The following is a 17985-nucleotide window of genomic DNA, read 5'->3' on the forward strand; positions in this document are numbered from 1 at the left end:
AGACTAATGCAAAAACCCGCCGAAGCGGGTTAAGTGCGGGTGCGTTGAGGATGCCTGGCACATCAGAGGTGGCGGGAGATTACTCCCCCGCCGGGTCTCTTACTCCTCAGGTTCGTAAGCTGTGAAGACAGCGACCTCCGTCTGGCCGGTTCGGATTCGTACCTCGCAGAGGTCTTTCCTCGTTACCAGTGCCGTCACTATGACGGTTAAACAGATGACGATCAGGGCGATTAACATCGCCTTTTGCTGCTTCATAGCCTGCTTCCCCTTGCCTTTCGGCACGTAAGAGGCTAACCTACATTTGTGAGACATAGATTGGGCCTCAGATTAATGTTAAGCGTCTTGCAGGACGCGAAATGTTAACTGGGGCTTTTCTCTATCTGCCTTTCAGTGTTCATGCCTGAGACAGATAGCCTCAAGCACCCGCAGCCATTCTACTTAACTCACGTCACCTCGCCAATATGAAATCAATCAGAAAGGTGATCCATAAAATCACTCCTTCTCTTCTTTTCCGTAGTGGAGTTGGCCAATTTTGATAAGAGGGCGTCCCTGAGATTTGCGGTGTAGATTGGTATCGCGCAGAGAATACACACAGCCACAATATTCCTGCTGATAGAATTTTTCGCGCTTGCTGATTTCAATCATACGGGACGAGCCGCCCTGCTTGCGCCAGTTATAATCCCAGTACACCATACCCGGATAATGCGCAACAGCTCGCCGCCCACACTCGTTAACCTGCTGCATATTTTTCCAGCGTGAAATGCCCAGTGAACTGCTGATCACACTGAAACCATTTTCAGCAGCGTACAACGCTGTCCGCTCAAAACGCATGTCAAAACACATGGTACAACGGATCCCCCTCTCAGGCTCCCATTCCATTCCTTTGGCACGTTCAAACCAGTTGTCGGTGTCGTAATCAGCATCGATAAACGGCACGCCGTGTTGTTCAGCAAAGCGAATATTTTCATCCTTACGAATTAAATACTCTTTCTGAGGATGAATGTTCGGGTTGTAGAAAAAGATGGTGTAGTCGATTCCCGAGGCCTGAAGCGCCTCCATCACTTCACCGGAACATGGAGCACAGCAAGAGTGCAGTAGTAGTTTGTTTGCCCCGTTTGGGAGCTCCAATTTAGGCCGTTTGAAATCAGCAATAGTCATAAATATTTTTATTGGGGTCATGAAAATAGCACAGAGTGTAGCATCAGAGCAGGGCTATCGGGAATATATGTCTAAATCTGGTAATATCTGGTTTTGACGCAAAGCGGACAACCACGCTGGCTCTACCCTGCGCCATGAAAATGTCAATTCACATCTGAACTAATGCTCTTTAATCTAGTAACGTCTAAAATACCTAACATTTCCTTGATAAAATGCCAGTACACGCTGCATAGCTTCGCTCTTCCGGCACTCGCGACAGATTATATTCAGGCGCCTGTCGTAGCGGCGTATTTCGCCGTCTGGTAACGACCAGATAAGGTCCGGATCAACCACTGCAGGTTTCTTCACCTTTGCCCTTGAGAGTTTTTTGCGAGCATTTTGCCAGTCCTTACGCGCCTGTTCAGACGGGAATAACCCGTAACCAGAGTTGTATACATCGCCACTGGCAACCAGCTCTCTGGCGAGAACACTCATCAGATATCTTGTCGCACCTGTCTTGGCTTCCAGTTGCCGCAACGTCTCGCGACCGCTCAGACGTACAAGTTCAACAACCTGCCCTTTAATTTTTTCCCGCTCTTCTTGTGTAAATACTTTTGCCATAAGCGCCTCCGGCAATCACTTTTCCGATACAACACGGCGGGAAGAATCAGTAATCTGTCGAACAATATCCCGGTGCTTGTTCAGCTCCCGCAGCGCGGCGCAGACTCGCTCCCACTTCTGAACATCACTTTTCGCCCTGCGCAGCGCCAGGTTTGCCCTGCGAAGGGACGGAAAAATCAGCTCATCTGCTTGCGTTTCGGTAAACGATGGCAACGGCTGCACAATGTCCGCCACAGTTTCTGTTTTAATTTCTTCCTGTGTTGCGGCTTCCCGGACTGGTAACGCAGCACCTGCTGGCTGAGGAAAGGCCTTACCATCACTTTCCGTTACCAGCGCGGCTTTCGGCTCTGCTGGTAAATTATCGCCCGGCATGCAGTAACGAAATTTATCGTTCTGATTAACGCGTGCCAGCCGCCCCGTTGCGGTTACCACCGCCAGCGTGGAGGCAACCTTGCGAGTACTGACGCCGAACTTACCCGCCAGTTCCTCACACGTTTTAGCACCATCCTGACCGATAAACTCAATCATCATGTCTGCGGTAACTTTTTGTTCGACCTCCCCGGTCAGCATATCCTGTGCTTCAGATTTTACTGGCCGCTCTTCGGTTACCCGGGATTCACCTTCGCCAGCCAGAAACCAGGTGTGACCAGTTTTATCAACGACGCCATTTCTTTTGAGTTCCCACAGCTCGTTGAGAACCTCTTCACGACTGATATCAAGTCGCGCGGCCAGTTCTACCGATGTGGCTTTTCCCATTGCTTTCAGTGCGTCAAATACGGTTTCCATTAAAATTTCCTCCGACAAAATCGTTTCTCAGATTCAAATAAAACCAGCTGCCTTCCGGCGTTCGTATTCCTGTTTCAGCCGTTCAATTGGCGTTGGCCCTTGCGGGTGTTTCACCCCTTCCAGTTGTCGTCGCACTGGCGGAACACTCATCCCGTTACCAACATGCTTTGCCCATTTCGTCAGTTGCCGTTCCGCAAGTCGTTTTAACTCACCCTGCGTCATCTGGCGCTCAATCCCTCTGGTACGCATTTCGAGGCAGATGTGGTACAGCACAGGCTGAGGCCACGGATATTTGTCGCTTCCGTCATATCGCCAGGACTCATCACGCCAGCGGCGGTACTCCTCCATCACAGCATCCACCGTCAGGCCAAATGGATTGGCCCCGCTTTCTGAAATCAGCGCCACAAACTCAGCCAGGTCCGGAGGCCATGTTTCACCCGCCCGGCAGCGGTCCATGCACTGGCGGCAGACCTGTCGGATTTGCTGCTCAGTCATCGCGCCAATCTGTGCAATCCAGAGCTTCGAAGGTGCGGCCCCGTTCTTCTGGGTCCAGCGGTTCGAATAAACCTCCCCCATGAGTTCCCACAGCTTCCAGACCGTTTCCGTCGCTGATAAATCCGTTTTCACGTTCCCACTGCTCACGTGCTGCCCGAATTTCCTGAACTGCCCGTGATGCGGTGCCACCTGGTGCTGCTGCATGGTTTACCCCCTTGCTGACTGGCTTAACCTGCGCCCTGACGTGATTTACGTGACGGGCGAATTTCTGCTCCCACTGAACCTGCGTGAAAACTTTCCCCTCCGCTGCCCAGTAGTCCCGGAAAGCGGCAAGTTCAGCAGGTGTAAATTCCGGCTCCGGCAAAGCCATCCCCCACAACGCAGCCCGTCGTCGAAAATCCGGCGACGGATGCCAGTCATCGACCATCGGAAATTTCCCGATGGGTTCGCTCAGTCCATCCAGGGATGCAGGTTCTGCTGCCTGCAACGGCGTACCATGCGACTCACCGGTTGGAGCACTCTCGCGCACGTGCGCGTTATGTGTGGGGTTTAATTCTTTATCTGTATCTTTATCTGTATCTTTATCTGTCGTGACTCGTCGTGACATGTCGTGACATATGCGTGACTCGTCGTGACACCCCTCATTCTGTTTTCGTAATTTTTCCCTCTCGCGCTGCGCTCTCTTGCGCTCTGCCGGGGATTTCGCGGTTTGTGAAACGTTGCCATTGTCCTCTTTCAGTACCTGGCGTTTTTCCCATCCGGTGATTAAATCTCCATCAAGTACCCGCCCCTGCATTGCCTGTAAAATTGAATCAATTACTTCTTCCGTCACATCAAGCGCACTTGCTAAATCTTCCGTCGTGACATCAATGTGACCACGTAGTGACACGCCGTGACATGTCGTGACATTTCGTGACGCGCTCACCAGAAGGTGGATATACACTGCCATCACTGTTGCAATTGGCTGCCCTGACACCCTGGCAATTGTTCGCCACTTAGGGTCATTTGGCATGTCATGCCATAATCTGAGCCAGGCGTTAGCCATACTCACCTCTTCTGATACCGAATCTTTTTACTCACAAATTGCCGGAAGTGATCCGGTATGAATATTGCGAGTCAATGCACAGCCACAATATTTCCTGCAGGGCCACCACGATTCATCTGGTTGAAACCAGCGATCGCCACTGCGACAAAATCATCAGCGTCTCTCACCAGTCGTTCCCGCGTCTCCACCAGCTCCCGAAAATAAGCTGAACTGTGGCTGCGCATTCGGGCCACCAGCAGAGGCGGCATTGCTTTTTCGATCGCTGGTAACAACGCCTGAATTTTTTTAACCGCATCAGGAGTGTCTTTCTCCACCCAGCGGAAAATTTTCTGGGTATTGCGAGCCAGGGCTTCCGGATGGCTGTCGTCATATAATTCCGGGAACGTCATACCAAGCTCAAAATAAGCCCGGGTTATTTCAGCTGCCGGAACTTTTTCACCGTCCGGATGCGCCCAGGCATTCATCGCCATGCGGATGTGCTCATGCCTGATTTTCATGAATCAACTCCGATGCATTTGGTGTGTTAGCCTTGAATCCAACAGGTAAGCCGTCGGTTGGATTCGGGTAAATATCAGGCCGGAGTTCATGAGGTGTAACCTCGAAATTCGTTACTTCAGCAACACGTAATGCTTTTTCAGGGCTGAATCTTTCATAGCCCCCCAGCACTCGACTTACATGCACCTGAGATAAACCCGTTAGCTTCCCAAACTGTAGCTGGGTGATATGTTTCTCTTTTAAATAGTCTCTTAAGTTCATAGCCAACCTTCTACGTTATGCCTCGAGCAAATATTAGCCCCGCTAATTTTAAAGATCAATAGCCAGACTATCTTTGATAATATTGGTAAAACAAATAAACTCTATGTATGAAAAAAACACGCGAAGTGATTGCAACTCCAGAAGCGAGCAAGAATTTAAAAGCCGCATGGAATGCAAGAAAAAAAGAGCTGAAGCTGACTCAAGAGCTGGCGGCTGAGTTGTTGGGATTCGAATCTCAAGGCACCGTTAGCCAGTATCTGAACGGCAAGATACCGGTAAATACCGACGCTGCGCTAAAATTTGCGGCTCTGTTAAAGGTAAAACCAGAGGACATTCGAGAAGACCTTAAAGACTTAATGAATTATGTAAGATCATCAGATACTTATGATGATAACTTTTCAGGCAAAGGATGGAGGCTGGTCAATGAAGAACAGGCAGAGTTACTTAACCTCTTCGAGATTCTACCTGCGTCAGAAAAAACCAAACTCCTTAACCAGCTACGTGGACTAAACAAGCTCTACGAGGAAGCCTTCGAGAACATGCTGGCACTAAAGAAACGTAACCAGTAGCCACCGCTCACTACCCCATCCACAACAAAAAAACCGACGTCTTAGTCGGTTTTTTTGTGCCATAACTTCTGCAAATCAGCTGTATAACTAATATTTTTCCCTTGAAAAAACATTTACATAGTTACCAAATCAAAAATATCATACGCCATACTGTTGACTTAAAATATCTGCTTTACCAATATTTCTATCAAGAACAGCACGGCGCTGTAGGTTTTAGTTCCGCCACCCGGCGTTAAGGGGAAATGAGGTCAGCATGGATACTATCGAGCTTGGCAACAACGAATCTCTGGTGTACGGCGTGTTTCCCAACCAGGACGGCACATTCACCGCGATGACGTATACCAAAAGCAAAACGTTTAAAACCGAAAATGGTGCCCGTCGCTGGCTGGAAAGAAACTCAGGTGAGTGATATGGATTTCGACACAATCATGGAAAAGGCTTACGAAGAATACTTCGATGGTCTTGCCGAAGGCGAAGAAGCTCTCAGCTTCAGTGAATTTAAACAGGCGCTTTCCAGTTCGGGAAAATCTAACGGCTGATAAGCGAAACAGCACCGCGAGGAATCAGTATGCAGAAACGAGAACCCGTCATCATCGCGCCAGACTATACCGATGATGAACTTTATGAGTGGATGCGCCAGAAAATTAATGCAGTGCAGGATCTGAAATGGGCCAATGAAGCCAGGACTAAGCAGGCTGAAAATCTGTCCGCTCTGGAGCAGGATATCACCAGGCTGGAAAAAGCAGCGGCATTAAGCATTGCCAGAATGATTACATACCCGCGTTAATAGCTAACCAACGAGGCTAATAATGGAATTTAAAGATTTACCAATGCAATTCCAGGAAATGGCAGCGAATATAGTTCGTTCCCAACTGGCGACTCTTGACCTGAGTACCGTAGAAAAAGAAACCATCGATACTATATCCGGTAACGTGCGTCGTGCCTTTATCGGTCTGTGCGAAGAGAAGCAGCTCTCTGATAACCAGGATTTACATGAAAAATACTTCCTGGAATTAATGGACATCATTAATAAAGGATTTGGCTTGTTAATGAAAAAGAAAGGGATTCGAATAGCTCCCCTTGAAAATCATTTTACAGCAAGCAGTATTAATTCCTGTGATTTAAAGCATCACACATCCGATGGGAAAGTTGAATCAAACAACAAAATATCAATTAATCATTAATTTATTCACAGGTGAGGTAGAGTGCGTGCGCCGGACACGGATAAGAATCCGGCACTGACAGTTTACTGAAAAGGATATATCCCTGAAAAGTCAGGGCATAACGCGAAAGCGCACGGCGAAGTTCGTCTCTCTGTAGGTAGTCGTTAAATTTAATTCGACCGTGCGCTTCCGGTTGTGGCAATCCGCGAAATGGCGCGGCGGTAAGTATGGCGGGGTTATTCCTTCCCCGCTGAGGACACCGGGTTGTCAGGTTGACCATACGCTTAAGTGACAACCCCGCTGCAACGCCCTCTGTTATCACTTTTCTGGTGATTCGGCGGAAACGGATATCCGCCCTTTTTAAAGTGAATTTTGTGATGCGGTGAATGCGGCTATGCGCACGCGGAACAGTTAAAGCAGTAAGGCGGTATTTTACGGGCGTAACGAGCATCAACTAATCCGGCGTTAATTGTTAACTGGTTAACGTCACCTGGAGGCACCAGGCACTGCATCACAAAATTCATTGTTGAGGACGCGATAATGGAAACGTTATTACCAAACGTTAATACGTCTGAAGGTTGTTTTGATATTGGTGTTCTGCTCAGTAACCGGGAGTTTACTGAAGATGCCATTAATATGAGGAAATATGAGCCTTATCTGCTCAATGATAATTCCATACTTTCCCGAATTGCTCTTCTTGAACTTGGTATTTTCGGAGAACGTCAATGACTTCAGCATTTGCACTGATGATGACGGTTTTTCTTATAACGGGTGAATCACAGAATGTGATTACCGGAATTTATGCCAGTAAAGAATCCTGCCTCCAGGCAAGAGACGAGCAAAAAATTTCTGGTGAATGCCTCCCGGTAAAAAAAGTATCGCTGTACCTGAATAACGAAACACCGGCTGGATAACCCTCCAGCCATATTAACACCATACCAACGGATTAAAAATGCCAGCAATGGCAGGGATTCGTTCACCCTGAAATCTGTAATGAGGTTAAAACAAAATGAGTAAGGTCTTTATTTGCGCTGCTATTCCTGATGAACAGGCCATAAAAGAAGATAGCGTTGTTGCGGTGGCCACTGCCATTGAAGCCGGTGATGAGCGTCGCGCACGCGCAAAATTTCATTGGCAATTTCTGGAGCAATTCCCTGCAGCTCAGGACTGCGCTTATAAATTTATTGTCTGTGAGGATAAACCCGGCATACCCCGCCCTGCCCTCGATTCCTGGGATGCTGAATATATGCAGGAAAACCGCTGGGATGAGGCGTCTGCTTCCTTTGTCCCGGTTGAGACTGAATCAGATCCGATGAACGTCACTTTTGACAAGCTGGCCCCTGAAGTACAGAACGCTGTCATGGTTAAGTTCGACACATGTGAAAACATCACCATTGATATGGTTATTAGCGCACAGGAATTGTTGCAGGAAGACATGGCAACATTCGACGGACATATCGTTGAAGCGTTGATGAAAATGCCAGAAGTTAACGCCATGTATCCGGAGCTTAAGCTGCATGCCATCGGGTGGGTTAAGCATAAATGTAAGCCTGGTGCCAAATGGCCCGAAATTCAGGCAGAGATGCGCATCTGGAAAAAACGTCGCGAAGGTGAACGCAAGGAAGCCGGAAAATACACGTCTGTTGTTGATCTCGCCCGCGCCAGAGCCAATCAACAGCACACTGAAAATTCAACAGGAAAAATCAACCCGGTCATTGCTGCCATTCATCGCGAATACAAGCAGACATGGAAAACACTGGATGACGAACTGGCCTACGCTCTCTGGCCTGGTGATGTGGATGCCGGAAACATTGACGGCAGCATCCATCGCTGGGCAAAAAATGAAGTTATCGACAACGACCGCGAAGACTGGAAGCGTATCTCGGCATCAATGCGCAAACAACCTGATGCCCTTCGCTACGACCGCCAGACTATTTTTGGCCTTGTCCGTGAACGTCCGATCGACATTCACAAAGACCCTGTGGCACTGAACAAATACATTACTGAATACCTGACTACAAAGGGCGTGTTTGAAGATGAAGGAACAAATCAGAGCGCAACTGATACTCTCTCGTCGCCAGTACCAGAAACTGATGCAGTGGAAACGGCAATTCCGGACAACGAAAAAACCGAATGCAAAGTGGAAGTCGAACCATCTGTAGAACGTGAGGGGCCGTTCTACTTCCTCTTCACCGACAAGGATGGCGAAAAATACGGTCGCGCAAACAAACTTTCTGGTCTGGATAAGGCGCTGTCTGCTGGGGCTACTGAAATCACGAAAGAAGAATATTTCGCCCGCAAAAACGGTACATACTCAGGTTCACAACAAAATACTGGTGCATCTGACACGACCGCACAACCAGGGTCAGTAAAAGTTACCGCTGACGAAGTAAACAAAATTATGCAGGCAGCCAATATCAGCCAGCCTGACGCCGATGAACTGCTTGCAGTATCACGTGGTGAATTTGTTGAAGGGATTAGCGACCCGAATGATCCGAAATGGGTTAAGGGGAACCAGACCCGCGATTCTGTGAACCAGAACCAGCAAGAAACGGAACAGAACGACCAGAAAGCGGAACAAAACAGCCCAAATGCGTTACAAAACGAGCCAGAAACGAAACAGCCTGAATCAGTGGCGCAACAGGAAGTGGAAAAAGTCTGCACCGCCTGCGGTCAGACCGGCGGCGGCAACTGCCCTGATTGTGGCGCGGTAATGGGCGACGCAACATACCAGGAAACATTCGATGAAGAGTATCAGCCTGAAGTTCAGGAAGATGATCCGGAGGAAATGGAAGGCGCTGAACATCCACACAAGGAGAACACTGGCGGCAATCAGCATCACGATAGCGATAATGAAACTGGCGAGACGGCAGATCACTCAATTAAGGTGAACGGTCATCAAGAAATCACATCCACCAGCAGGACGTGTGACCATCTAATGATCGACCTTGAAACCATGGGAAAAAATCCTGATGCCCCGATCATCTCAATAGGTGCAATATTTTTCGATCCGCAAACCGGAGATATGGGACCGGAATTTAGTAAGACTATCGATCTGGAAACTGCTGGCGGAGTCATTGATCGGGACACCATTAAATGGTGGCTTAAGCAATCACGCGAAGCGCAATCTGCCATTATGACCGATGAAATCCCGTTAGATGATGCACTGTTACAATTGCGGGAATTTATCGACGAAAACTCCGGTGAATTTTTTGTTCAGGTTTGGGGAAATGGAGCCAACTTCGACAACACGATTTTGCGCCGTTCATACGAACGGCAGGGGATCCCCTGCCCGTGGCGTTACTACAACGATCGCGATGTACGCACAATCGTTGAGCTGGGGAAAGCCATAGACTTCGATGCCAGAACGGCTATTCCATTCGAAGGTGAGCGCCATAATGCACTTGATGACGCCCGTTACCAGGCAAAATACGTTTCAGCTATCTGGCAAAAACTGATCCCAAATCAGGCTGATTTTTAATGTTCAACCCCGGTCGTTGCCCACCAGCTATAGTGGCGGCGACCATGATTAGCGAACGACGCTCATGGCAAGACTTATTCTGCTCACTGAGTGGGCAAAAGAGGAATTCAGTGAACCGGTCCCTACTCCGAGTACGTTAAGTAAATACGCTAAAGCCGGAATGATATTTCCTCTCCCCAAAAAAGTTGGAAGACGCTGGCGAGTGGATCCGCAAGCTCGCTTTGTCGGAATGGTAAACAAGCCGGAGGTGATCGCCACAGATCACCCTGCTTTGAAGAGGATACTGGAAGATGGCGCGTCCGCGAAAATATAAAACCGATGTTCCGGGATTATCTCCGTATTTTGACAAAAGAAATAACAAAGTTTACTGGCGTTACAGGCATCCCATAACAGGCAAAAATCACGGTCTCGGCAGTATTGACCAGAAACTGGCAGAAACTATTGCAGCAGAAGCGAACAGCCGTCTTGCCCGGCAGCAAATGGAACAAATGCTCAGTCTGCAGGAGAAAATTATTAGTGATACCGGCGGTTCATCAACCGTTACCATTTTTCTGAATAATTACAGAAAAATTCAACAGGAAAGATATGAAAACGGCGAGATCAAACTCAACACGCTGAAACAGAAAGCGGCCCCTCTCAGGGTATTTGATGAACGTTTTGGCACCAGACCGTTAGATGCCATAACCGTAAAAGATGTGGTATCAGTACTGGAAGAGTACAAGGCCAGAGGACATAACAGAATGGGACAAATTTTCAGGAAAGTACTGATCGATGTTTTCCGGGAAGCTCAGCAAACGGGCGATGTCCCGCCAGGCTTTAACCCTGCAGAATCGGCAAAAAAACCGCAGGTGCGGATATCAAGACAGCGACTGACTTTTGATGAGTGGATGATGATTTATAACGCAGCGGAAAAGAATGGTTACTTTTTACAGCGCGGTATGCTGCTGGCACTGATGACAGGCCAGCGCCTTTCAGATATTTGCAAAATGCAATTTTCGGATATCCGGGATGGTTATCTTCATGTCGAACAGCAAAAAACAGGAACCCGGATTGCCATCCCTCTGGCTCTGCGTTGCGATAAATTAAATCTCACCCTGGATGATGTAGTGTCATCCTGCCGCGATTGCGTTCTTAGTCCGTGGCTATTGCACCACCATCACGCGAAAGGGACAGCTAAGCGCGGCGGGATGGTTAAGCCAGCAACATTAACCGTTGCATTTAAAAAAGCCCGGGATTCTGTGGATTACAACTGGCGTGCTAATGGCACCCCACCCTCTTTCCATGAGCAGAGATCTTTATCAGAGCGATTGTTCAGAGAGCAGGGGGTTGATACCAAAATTTTGCTAGGCCATTCGAATCAAAAAATGACCGATATTTACAACGACGCACGCGGTAAGGAATGGAAAAAACTGGTCATTTGATGACCAGTTTTGCAGAGGGGTTTTGCAGAGGTTTTGCAGAGAAAATTAAAAACGATATCCTGCGGAGAACATAAACACCCACGGATCCAGTCGTACCGAGTCTTTTACGGTAGTAACACCAGATTTGTACTTAGCCGTGGTATCGATATCCATGTACCACACTGGCAGTTGCCTTACCCAGTCGCGCGCGGTGGCATAAAGCCGGCTGGCGACCGCCGGATTGGTCTGGAAGAAACTTTGCGGACGGATCCACAGCGGCACATCGTTAAAACGCTCCACCAGCGCCTGTTGCTCAGTCAGGTAAATCTCCGTCTCCCCTTCCATAATTGCCATATGCACTGGCTGGATATTGACGGTAATGACCTTAAGCTGAGGTAGTTGGTCCTGTAGCCACGGCAACGCATTACGCAATTACGCAATTACGTCAGTTTGGTTTCGGAACGCAGTACAAAACGCAGCATCATACCGCCATCGTTCTGGCTTTCAGTCAGCAGGATGTATTTCAGTTCGCCACGCTTACGCGCCACGTTGTAGGGCGTTAACCCCGCACGAGCGATAAACGGTTTTAGCGCCGCAAAAACGGGCGCAAATGAGGCAGGATAAAGCGGACAGTCACAAAGGTCTTCCCGTGTGCCGTCGCGATGCAACATACCGAGCAGTGGTTTTTCAACGCTACCACTCACCACCATTTTGGCTTTATTACGAAACCCTTGTTCCGGGCCGCAGACTGGCACGCACCATTCCGCAACCGGGAAATCGGTAAGTAAGTTTTTAAGATCGGCGGTTTTAGCGGAAAGTTGTTCTGGAATCGACCGGGTTATCCACTGACAGGAACGACAGCGACTCGCGTCGTAAAGTGCGCACTGCATACATTGACCTTCACATCATCAGGGGCGACGATTATACACATTATTGCAACTGGAAGAACCGCCGACTGGTAGCGGGCACGAATAGCAGCATCAAGATGAGCATATCCGGCAACTTCTGCAACATCAGGCTGTGAAAGATTTCGCGTTTTGATTCACCGGGAATGCTAAACAGCTCTGGATACCCATAACCGAGCGAGGCTGCCCACAAATAACTGGCCGCAGTGATTTGTGTCAGCAGATAGAGCCAACGTGCCCAGCGACGGCCTTTCACCAGTGAGAACGCGCACCAGATCTCTATAAATACCAGCGCCAGACTGCTTAAAAAGACCAGCGTCAGGCTCCAGGTTTGCACACTACGATGGATAAACTCACCAATACCACGCACGCCCAGCGTATTGAAAATCATCAGCACGTCAAGGCCGCGGATCATAATAATGGCAAGCGCCGCTACCTGTACCATCGCGGGTACATTCAGACGGGCATGTGATGAAGATGTTTTCTTAAAAAATCCCAACGTTTCGTCTTCCATGAAAACAATGCCGCAACCTGCGCGGCATAATATAGCCAAGTTGGCAAATTTTAGTGTCTTCAGCCACGTCTTGCACGCTGGATATCGCGTATCCGCTGCTTTTCTGCACGTGCCATTAAATACCAGGCGATAAATCCAACAATGCCAACCGCACCAAGGATCAACGTCGCCAGAGCGTTAATTTCTGGATTCACTCCCATCCGTACGCTAGAGAAAACCAGCATCGGCAATGTGGTGGCTCCGGGGCCGGAGACAAAACTGGCAATGACGAGATCATCAAGCGACAGAGTAAAAGCCAGTAACCAGCCAGAAATGATCGCTGGCATGATCATCGGTAGCGTAATAACGAAAAACACTTTCAGCGGCGTCGCGCCGAGATCCATCGCGGCTTCTTCAATAGAGCGATCCAACTCTCGCAGTCGCGAAGAAATAACCACCGCCACATAAGCCGTACAAAAGGTGACATGCGCCAGCCAGATGGTCAACATGCCGCGATCCGCTGGCCAGCCGATAGCATGCGCAAGCGCGACAAATAATAACAACAGCGACAAGCCCGTGATCACATCCGGCATCACCAGCGGTGCAGTTATCATAAAGGCAAAGCCATTTGAGCCGCGAAACCGCTCAAAACGTACCAGCACGACCGCCGCAATAGTCCCGAGGATCGCCGCCGCCGTCGCCGCACAGGCAGCGATTGTCAGGCTTAAACCAACCGCGCTCATCATCGCGTCATCACGCAATAACTCGCCGTACCAGCGCGTTGACCAGCCTGCCCACACCGTCACCAGCTTCGAGCTGTTAAACGAATAGATAACCAACATCAGCATTGGCGCATAAAGAAAGGTGAAGCCCAGTAGCAAAATCACAATCCGCCAGGGTGAACGAACGACCGGTAAATTATTCATCCGTGTTCTCCCACGCTTTTTTGCTGATGCTTGTGGAACCACATTATCGGTACGATCAACAGCAACAACATGATGATCGCCACCGCCGAAGCCACTGGCCAGTCACGGTTATTGAAGAATTCCTGCCACAACACGCGACCAATCATGATGCTGTCCGGGCCGCCGAGCAGTTCCGGGATCACAAACTCGCCGACCGCCGGGATAAAGACCAGCATCGATCCGGCAATAATCCCGCCTTTGGTCAGTGGCACAATCACGGTAAAGAACGTTTTCAGCGGCCGTGCACCGAGATCCAGTGCGGCTTCCACCAGCGAATAATCAATACGAATCAACGCAGTGTAAATCGGCAGCACCATAAACGGTACATAGGCGTAAACAATGCCGATATAAACTGCCAGATTGGTATGCAGAATGGTCAGCGGTTGATCGATAACCCCCAGCCACAGCAGAAAATTATTCAGCACACCGTTGTTTTTTAATATTCCCATCCAGGCGTAGACACGAATCAGAAACGAGGTCCACGACGGCAGGATCACCAGTAGTAATAAGATATTACGGGTCGAGGGCTTACTGTGCGCCACCGCCCACGCCAGCGGATAGCCGATCAGTAAACAGCAAATAGTCGAAATCGCCGCCACTTGTAACGACTGAAGATAAGCATCTAAATAGAGCGGATCGTCGGTCAGTTGCAGAAAATTACCGAGATTAAGAGTGATGGAAAGTTGCCCGTCAGCCCACTCCATCAGTTCGGTATACGGGGGAATAGCGCGCGCCATCTCTGCCAGACTTATTTTAAAGACGATAAGAAATGGCAGCAGAAACAGCAGGATTAGCCAGATATAGGGCAGCGCAATCACCAGTTTACGCCCGTGCTTCATTTGCAACCGCGATAACCAAAGCTTAAATTCGCCTGGCGATTTGGGCTGGGCAGCAGGTTCAAGTGTACTCATCTTTGCTCCTTACACCGTCAGCACCACACAACTGTCCACTTCCCAGCACAAGCGCACTTCATCGCCCCATGTTGGTAAACCTTTGCGATAACGATGGGCGTTTTGTAGCTGGGCGCTAATCATCTGTCCGCTCTTCAGACGAACGTGATACACCGAAAGATCGCCAAGATAGGCAATGTGCACCACCTCCCCCACCGCAAAGTTACAACCATCGGCAGGAGATTCCTCACAGAGCATGATTTTTTCCGGGCGCACCGCCACATGCACCGGCACGTTATCTACCACGGATGCTTCAGGATCCACTTTCAACGGATGTACCAGTCCCGGAGAATAGAGCAACACCCCCTCTTCCTGGCGTTCTTTTAGCAGCCCTTCAAAAACATTAACCGAACCAATAAACTCAGCGCTGTAGCGGGTAGTCGGATGCTCATAAATTTCTTCCGGCTCGCCAATCTGGACAAATTTTCCACGATTCATGATGGCGATACGCCCCGCTATGGTCATCGCCTCTTCCTGATCGTGGGTGACCATTACGCAGGTCACACCGACGCGCTCCAGAATATCCACCACTTCAAGCTGCATCCGGTCACGCAGTTTCTTATCCAGCGCGCCCATCGGTTCGTCAAGCAGTAATAACTTCGGGCGTTTGGCGAGGCTTCGGGCCAGCGCCACACGCTGACGTTGACCGCCGGAAAGCTGATGTGGTTTGCGTTTAGCGAACTCCTGCATATGCACCAGCCCGAGCATCTCATTGACCCGACTGGCAATTTCCGCTTTTGGCAGTTTGTCCTGCTTCAAACCAAAGGCGATGTTCTGCTCCACGGTCATATGCGGAAACAACGCGTAGGACTGAAACATCATATTGATAGGCCGCAGATAAGGCGGCACCTGTGACAAATCGACACCATCAAGCATGATTTGTCCGATAGAGGGTTGTTCGAAACCTGCCAGCATCCGTAGCAACGTAGACTTACCACAACCGGACGCGCCCAACAGTGCAAAGATTTCGCCTTTATAAATGGTCAGGCTGACATCATCGACTGCATGTTGCCCCTCATAAGATTTGGTCAGATTACGGATTTCTAATAGCGGTGTCAGCGCCTTACGGTTTTTCGCCTGCGGGCGAGAGATAACGTCATTCACGGCTGCTCTCCGGCATTTAATGTGTGCAAGCGCACCATGATGGTGCGAATTGCCGGCAGGAGCTTTGTTCCCGTCCGGCTTCTGATTCAGCAGATTATTTTCCGCTCTTCACTTTGGTCCAGGCGCGGGTGCGCACACGGTCGATTTTGGGGTCCTGTACTTTCAGAGTGAACAACTTCGCGCGGACATCCGCCGGAGGATAAATTCCTGGGTTATCACGCACTTCCGCACTCACCAGCGGCGTTGCTTCTTTGTTAGCATTGGCATAGAACACATGGTCGGAGATATGCGCAATCACATCCGGGCGTAGCAGATAATTCAGGAACTGATAAGCCTCATCTTTATTTTTGGCATCCGCAGGCATGGCAAAGACATCAAAGAATGCCATCGCTCCTTCTTTAGGAATCGAAAAGGAAACATTCACGCCGTTCTTCGCTTCTTTCGCACGGTTAGACGCCTGCCAGACATCGCCCGCCCAGCCAATAGCAACGCAGATATCGCCATTCGCCAGGTCATTGATATACTGAGAAGAGTGGAAATAACGAATGTTCGGGCGCAGCTTTAACAGCAGATCGGTAGCCGGCCCGGTGTAATCATCCGCTTTAGTACTGTTCGGATCTTTGCCGAGATAATTCAGCACGGTGGCAAAAACTTCTTCCGGCGCATCGAGGAAAGAGACACCGCAGCTTTTCAGTTTTTCCAGATTTTCTGGTTTCAGGATTAAATCCCAGCTATCAACGGGAGCATTTTCGCCCAGCACTGCTTTGACTTTATCAACGTTGTAGCCAATTCCAGTGGTTGCCCACATATACGGCATGGCAAATTTATTGTCGGGATCGTGTTTTGCCACCAGCTTCAGCAGTTCTGGATCGAGATTCTTCCATGCTGGCAGTTTGCTTTTATCGAGCGGCTGGAACACACCCGCGGTCAACTGGCGTTCAAGAAAGCTGGCTGACGGAACAACAAGATCAAATCCCGTGCTCCCCGCCATTAATTTACCTTCCAGTACTTCGTTGGAATCAAAAACATCATAGACGACTTTGATACCGGTCTCTTTTTCAAAATTAGCTACCGTATCCGGGGCGATATAATCAGACCAGTTATAGATGTGAAGTGTTTTTTGTTCAGCCGCGAGCGTGCCGACAGAGACAGCCATCAGAGCGCCTGCAACCAGACCCGATAGCCATTTTTTATTTAAGGCAGCCATATCTCTTTCCTTCTGAAAGTTCGTTAACAAACGAACAAAAATTGTCACACTGAAAGATATGCAATAAACGTGCATATTCTTTATCGGCACGGTGTAAAAAAAGAGAACTCTCTCCCGGCCAGCATTGCTCGCTATATAAAAGCCTCGCAAGAATAACTTTAGCCAGGGTTTGAAACTATAGCTGTAATTAAAAAACGGCATTTAGCAAATTTTTATTCGCATTTGATCTATGCGATAAAACGAATTCGCCACCATATAAGTGAAATAATCTTTAATGAAAGGTTAAATTCAGCAGAAAATATTACGACACGCAGTCACTGCAACAGCGACTGCGAGATCAAAAGGAGTTATCAGTGAAGGAAATAGTTTTCAGCCGCGTTGTTTTGCCCTTCATCCTCGGCAGGCAGTAGCAGTTGATGGGCATTGGCTTCGAGGATAACCATCGAAATCTGCTCTTCGCTCTGGCGCACGAACCATGCAAACTGTTCATAGGTCACACCCTGCATAACAGATAAAGACTGGCAAACCACCAGTTTTGGCAGATTATCATCCTGCATATCAAGAAATGCTTTCACGGTCAGCGAACTGGCATTGATAGCCGATAAATCTGCCGCCAGCGGCAACACGGCAGATGGTCTGACTTCGGCCATAGCAGAAAACAGGATCGTGTTATCAATCAGATCGATTTTGGCATCAAAGACACCGTCGAAATTCTGCATATGCGGCAAATGCAGCGCCTGACAGTTATCACATTCAAAAAAACTCATCCCCAGGTCATCGAGCCATTGACGCAACGTATCCAGACCAGGAACGACCAGCGATGTCATAATTTTGTACAACCTCTTCCGATAAAAAGACCGGCACAGCTTACGCAAAAAGCGCAGGCAAAACCATGATCAACAACGATA

At 49.0% G+C, this 17985-nt stretch carries 25 protein-coding genes and 1 pseudogene; 10 read left to right on the forward strand and 16 right to left on the reverse strand.

The annotated features are described in order from the left end of the window. Window positions 1-99 precede the first annotated feature (99 nt). From hokD to EA14781_RS10540, 8 genes are all read right to left on the reverse strand, one after another. Window positions 100-255 (reverse strand): type I toxin-antitoxin system toxin HokD, encoded by a 156-nt coding sequence (hokD, locus tag EA14781_RS10505; protein ID WP_000813254.1) that lies wholly within the window; start codon window positions 253-255, stop codon window positions 100-102. A gap of 237 nt (window positions 256-492) precedes the next feature. After that, a complete protein-coding gene (locus tag EA14781_RS10510; protein WP_000150294.1) occupies window positions 493-1158 on the reverse strand; it encodes an epoxyqueuosine reductase QueH in 666 nt (221 codons plus the stop codon). A gap of 174 nt (window positions 1159-1332) precedes the next feature. After that, the gene (locus EA14781_RS10515) at window positions 1333-1758 is read right to left on the reverse strand and encodes a DUF977 family protein (RefSeq protein WP_001151161.1); all 426 of its coding nucleotides are present in this window, start codon (window positions 1756-1758) and stop codon (window positions 1333-1335) included. A 15-nt stretch (window positions 1759-1773) separates the two neighbouring features. Continuing rightward, window positions 1774-2544 (reverse strand): DUF1627 domain-containing protein, encoded by a 771-nt coding sequence (locus tag EA14781_RS10520; protein WP_000450704.1) that lies wholly within the window; start codon window positions 2542-2544, stop codon window positions 1774-1776. A gap of 33 nt (window positions 2545-2577) precedes the next feature. Further along, window positions 2578-3039, reverse strand: a complete 462-nt coding sequence (locus EA14781_RS24830; RefSeq protein WP_000139458.1) for a replication protein P — start codon at window positions 3037-3039, stop codon at window positions 2578-2580. Then, a complete protein-coding gene (locus EA14781_RS24835) occupies window positions 3032-4084 on the reverse strand; it encodes a DnaT-like ssDNA-binding domain-containing protein (protein ID WP_001262413.1) in 1053 nt (350 codons plus the stop codon). Before EA14781_RS24835 ends, EA14781_RS24830 begins: the two co-directional genes overlap by 8 nt. Window positions 4085-4155: 71 nt before the next feature. After that, complete coding sequence (locus EA14781_RS10535) at window positions 4156-4581, reverse strand: toxin YdaT family protein (protein WP_000702041.1); 426 nt, start codon at window positions 4579-4581, stop codon at window positions 4156-4158. Beyond that, the gene (locus EA14781_RS10540; RefSeq protein ID WP_001053425.1) at window positions 4565-4840 is read right to left on the reverse strand and encodes a YdaS family helix-turn-helix protein; all 276 of its coding nucleotides are present in this window, start codon (window positions 4838-4840) and stop codon (window positions 4565-4567) included. Before EA14781_RS10540 ends, EA14781_RS10535 begins: the two co-directional genes overlap by 17 nt. Window positions 4841-4947: 107 nt before the next feature. On the opposite strand from EA14781_RS10540, the gene EA14781_RS10545 reads away from it, so the two are divergent. The 10 genes from EA14781_RS10545 to EA14781_RS10590 all read left to right on the forward strand — a co-directional run bounded on the left by EA14781_RS10545 (window position 4948) and on the right by EA14781_RS10590 (window position 11474). Further along, window positions 4948-5409: a helix-turn-helix domain-containing protein gene (locus EA14781_RS10545; RefSeq protein ID WP_000753627.1), complete on the forward strand. Its 462-nt coding sequence runs from the start codon at window positions 4948-4950 to the stop codon at window positions 5407-5409. 253 nt (window positions 5410-5662) lie between these two features. Beyond that, window positions 5663-5818: a DUF1391 family protein gene (locus EA14781_RS10550; protein WP_000379612.1), complete on the forward strand. Its 156-nt coding sequence runs from the start codon at window positions 5663-5665 to the stop codon at window positions 5816-5818. Between the two features lies 1 nt (window position 5819). Next, window positions 5820-5948, forward strand: a complete 129-nt coding sequence (gene ydfB / locus EA14781_RS25700) for a protein YdfB (RefSeq protein WP_000344924.1) — start codon at window positions 5820-5822, stop codon at window positions 5946-5948. A 29-nt stretch (window positions 5949-5977) separates the two neighbouring features. Further along, complete coding sequence (ydfC, locus tag EA14781_RS10555; protein WP_001171957.1) at window positions 5978-6196, forward strand: protein YdfC; 219 nt, start codon at window positions 5978-5980, stop codon at window positions 6194-6196. A 22-nt stretch (window positions 6197-6218) separates the two neighbouring features. Then, window positions 6219-6593, forward strand: a complete 375-nt coding sequence (locus tag EA14781_RS10560) for a hypothetical protein (protein WP_000394531.1) — start codon at window positions 6219-6221, stop codon at window positions 6591-6593. Between the two features lie 519 nt (window positions 6594-7112). Then, a complete protein-coding gene (dicB, locus tag EA14781_RS10570; RefSeq protein WP_000449175.1) occupies window positions 7113-7301 on the forward strand; it encodes a cell division inhibition protein DicB in 189 nt (62 codons plus the stop codon). After that, window positions 7298-7486 carry a DUF1482 family protein gene (locus EA14781_RS10575; protein ID WP_000199475.1) on the forward strand — a complete coding sequence of 63 codons (189 nt, stop codon included), beginning with the start codon at window positions 7298-7300 and terminating at the stop codon, window positions 7484-7486. The genes dicB and EA14781_RS10575 overlap by 4 nt, the downstream gene beginning before the upstream one ends. Window positions 7487-7581: 95 nt before the next feature. Further along, entirely contained in the window at window positions 7582-10053 is a 2472-nt protein-coding gene (locus EA14781_RS10580) for a 3'-5' exonuclease (RefSeq protein ID WP_000048385.1), read from the forward strand. Between the two features lie 64 nt (window positions 10054-10117). Next, window positions 10118-10366, forward strand: a complete 249-nt coding sequence (locus EA14781_RS10585) for an excisionase (protein WP_000113190.1) — start codon at window positions 10118-10120, stop codon at window positions 10364-10366. Then, window positions 10344-11474, forward strand: a complete 1131-nt coding sequence (locus EA14781_RS10590) for a phage integrase Arm DNA-binding domain-containing protein (protein ID WP_000113680.1) — start codon at window positions 10344-10346, stop codon at window positions 11472-11474. The genes EA14781_RS10585 and EA14781_RS10590 overlap by 23 nt, the downstream gene beginning before the upstream one ends. 45 nt (window positions 11475-11519) lie before the next feature. On the opposite strand, the gene EA14781_RS25235 is transcribed toward EA14781_RS10590, so the two are convergent. The 8 genes and pseudogenes from EA14781_RS25235 to EA14781_RS10630 all read right to left on the reverse strand — a co-directional run bounded on the left by EA14781_RS25235 (window position 11520) and on the right by EA14781_RS10630 (window position 17904). Beyond that, window positions 11520-11627, reverse strand: coding sequence for an OmpW family outer membrane protein (locus tag EA14781_RS25235; RefSeq protein WP_031322271.1), 108 nt, complete (start codon window positions 11625-11627; stop codon window positions 11520-11522). Next, a pseudogene (locus EA14781_RS25705) lies at window positions 11625-12343 on the reverse strand (class I SAM-dependent methyltransferase); the annotation flags it as partial. The pseudogene EA14781_RS25705 and the gene EA14781_RS25235, both read right to left, overlap by 3 nt. Window positions 12344-12383: 40 nt before the next feature. Further along, window positions 12384-12872 (reverse strand): YbjO family protein, encoded by a 489-nt coding sequence (locus EA14781_RS10600; RefSeq protein WP_000389264.1) that lies wholly within the window; start codon window positions 12870-12872, stop codon window positions 12384-12386. 59 nt (window positions 12873-12931) lie between these two features. Continuing rightward, window positions 12932-13777: a putrescine ABC transporter permease PotI gene (potI, locus tag EA14781_RS10605; RefSeq protein ID WP_001061642.1), complete on the reverse strand. Its 846-nt coding sequence runs from the start codon at window positions 13775-13777 to the stop codon at window positions 12932-12934. Continuing rightward, on the reverse strand, window positions 13774-14727 hold the full coding sequence (gene potH / locus EA14781_RS10610; protein ID WP_000105418.1) for a putrescine ABC transporter permease PotH: 954 nt from the start codon (window positions 14725-14727) through the stop codon (window positions 13774-13776). The genes potI and potH overlap by 4 nt, the downstream gene beginning before the upstream one ends. Window positions 14728-14736: 9 nt before the next feature. Then, window positions 14737-15870, reverse strand: a complete 1134-nt coding sequence (gene potG / locus EA14781_RS10615; RefSeq protein WP_001000603.1) for a putrescine ABC transporter ATP-binding subunit PotG — start codon at window positions 15868-15870, stop codon at window positions 14737-14739. Window positions 15871-15964: 94 nt separating this feature from the next. Then, on the reverse strand, window positions 15965-17077 hold the full coding sequence (gene potF, locus EA14781_RS10620; RefSeq protein ID WP_000729431.1) for a spermidine/putrescine ABC transporter substrate-binding protein PotF: 1113 nt from the start codon (window positions 17075-17077) through the stop codon (window positions 15965-15967). Window positions 17078-17427: 350 nt separating this feature from the next. Then, window positions 17428-17904 (reverse strand): type III secretion system chaperone family protein, encoded by a 477-nt coding sequence (locus tag EA14781_RS10630; RefSeq protein WP_002430164.1) that lies wholly within the window; start codon window positions 17902-17904, stop codon window positions 17428-17430. Between the last annotated feature and the right edge of the window lie 81 nt (window positions 17905-17985).

Source organism: Escherichia albertii NBRC 107761 = DSM 17582, from assembly GCF_000759775.1.
Taxonomy (GTDB): Bacteria; Pseudomonadota; Gammaproteobacteria; order Enterobacterales; family Enterobacteriaceae; genus Escherichia; species Escherichia albertii.

What these genes read in the sequence shown, in the direction of transcription:
- hokD (WP_000813254.1), bottom strand. Translation starts at nt 255, where the DNA reads ATGAAGCAGCAAAAGGCGATGTTAATCGCCCTGATCGTCATCTGTTTA.
- EA14781_RS10510 (WP_000150294.1), bottom strand. Translation starts at nt 1,158, where the DNA reads ATGACTATTGCTGATTTCAAACGGCCTAAATTGGAGCTCCCAAACGGG.
- EA14781_RS10515 (WP_001151161.1), bottom strand. Translation starts at nt 1,758, where the DNA reads ATGGCAAAAGTATTTACACAAGAAGAGCGGGAAAAAATTAAAGGGCAG.
- EA14781_RS10520 (WP_000450704.1), bottom strand. Translation starts at nt 2,544, where the DNA reads ATGGAAACCGTATTTGACGCACTGAAAGCAATGGGAAAAGCCACATCG.
- EA14781_RS24830 (WP_000139458.1), bottom strand. Translation starts at nt 3,039, where the DNA reads ATGACTGAGCAGCAAATCCGACAGGTCTGCCGCCAGTGCATGGACCGC.
- EA14781_RS24835 (WP_001262413.1), bottom strand. Translation starts at nt 4,084, where the DNA reads ATGGCTAACGCCTGGCTCAGATTATGGCATGACATGCCAAATGACCCT.
- EA14781_RS10535 (WP_000702041.1), bottom strand. Translation starts at nt 4,581, where the DNA reads ATGAAAATCAGGCATGAGCACATCCGCATGGCGATGAATGCCTGGGCG.
- EA14781_RS10540 (WP_001053425.1), bottom strand. Translation starts at nt 4,840, where the DNA reads ATGAACTTAAGAGACTATTTAAAAGAGAAACATATCACCCAGCTACAG.
- EA14781_RS10545 (WP_000753627.1), top strand. Translation starts at nt 4,948, where the DNA reads ATGAAAAAAACACGCGAAGTGATTGCAACTCCAGAAGCGAGCAAGAAT.
- EA14781_RS10550 (WP_000379612.1), top strand. Translation starts at nt 5,663, where the DNA reads ATGGATACTATCGAGCTTGGCAACAACGAATCTCTGGTGTACGGCGTG.
- ydfB (WP_000344924.1), top strand. Translation starts at nt 5,820, where the DNA reads ATGGATTTCGACACAATCATGGAAAAGGCTTACGAAGAATACTTCGAT.
- ydfC (WP_001171957.1), top strand. Translation starts at nt 5,978, where the DNA reads ATGCAGAAACGAGAACCCGTCATCATCGCGCCAGACTATACCGATGAT.
- EA14781_RS10560 (WP_000394531.1), top strand. Translation starts at nt 6,219, where the DNA reads ATGGAATTTAAAGATTTACCAATGCAATTCCAGGAAATGGCAGCGAAT.
- dicB (WP_000449175.1), top strand. Translation starts at nt 7,113, where the DNA reads ATGGAAACGTTATTACCAAACGTTAATACGTCTGAAGGTTGTTTTGAT.
- EA14781_RS10575 (WP_000199475.1), top strand. Translation starts at nt 7,298, where the DNA reads ATGACTTCAGCATTTGCACTGATGATGACGGTTTTTCTTATAACGGGT.
- EA14781_RS10580 (WP_000048385.1), top strand. Translation starts at nt 7,582, where the DNA reads ATGAGTAAGGTCTTTATTTGCGCTGCTATTCCTGATGAACAGGCCATA.
- EA14781_RS10585 (WP_000113190.1), top strand. Translation starts at nt 10,118, where the DNA reads ATGGCAAGACTTATTCTGCTCACTGAGTGGGCAAAAGAGGAATTCAGT.
- EA14781_RS10590 (WP_000113680.1), top strand. Translation starts at nt 10,344, where the DNA reads ATGGCGCGTCCGCGAAAATATAAAACCGATGTTCCGGGATTATCTCCG.
- EA14781_RS25235 (WP_031322271.1), bottom strand. Translation starts at nt 11,627, where the DNA reads ATGGATATCGATACCACGGCTAAGTACAAATCTGGTGTTACTACCGTA.
- EA14781_RS10600 (WP_000389264.1), bottom strand. Translation starts at nt 12,872, where the DNA reads ATGGAAGACGAAACGTTGGGATTTTTTAAGAAAACATCTTCATCACAT.
- potI (WP_001061642.1), bottom strand. Translation starts at nt 13,777, where the DNA reads ATGAATAATTTACCGGTCGTTCGTTCACCCTGGCGGATTGTGATTTTG.
- potH (WP_000105418.1), bottom strand. Translation starts at nt 14,727, where the DNA reads ATGAGTACACTTGAACCTGCTGCCCAGCCCAAATCGCCAGGCGAATTT.
- potF (WP_000729431.1), bottom strand. Translation starts at nt 17,077, where the DNA reads ATGGCTGCCTTAAATAAAAAATGGCTATCGGGTCTGGTTGCAGGCGCT.
- EA14781_RS10630 (WP_002430164.1), bottom strand. Translation starts at nt 17,904, where the DNA reads ATGACATCGCTGGTCGTTCCTGGTCTGGATACGTTGCGTCAATGGCTC.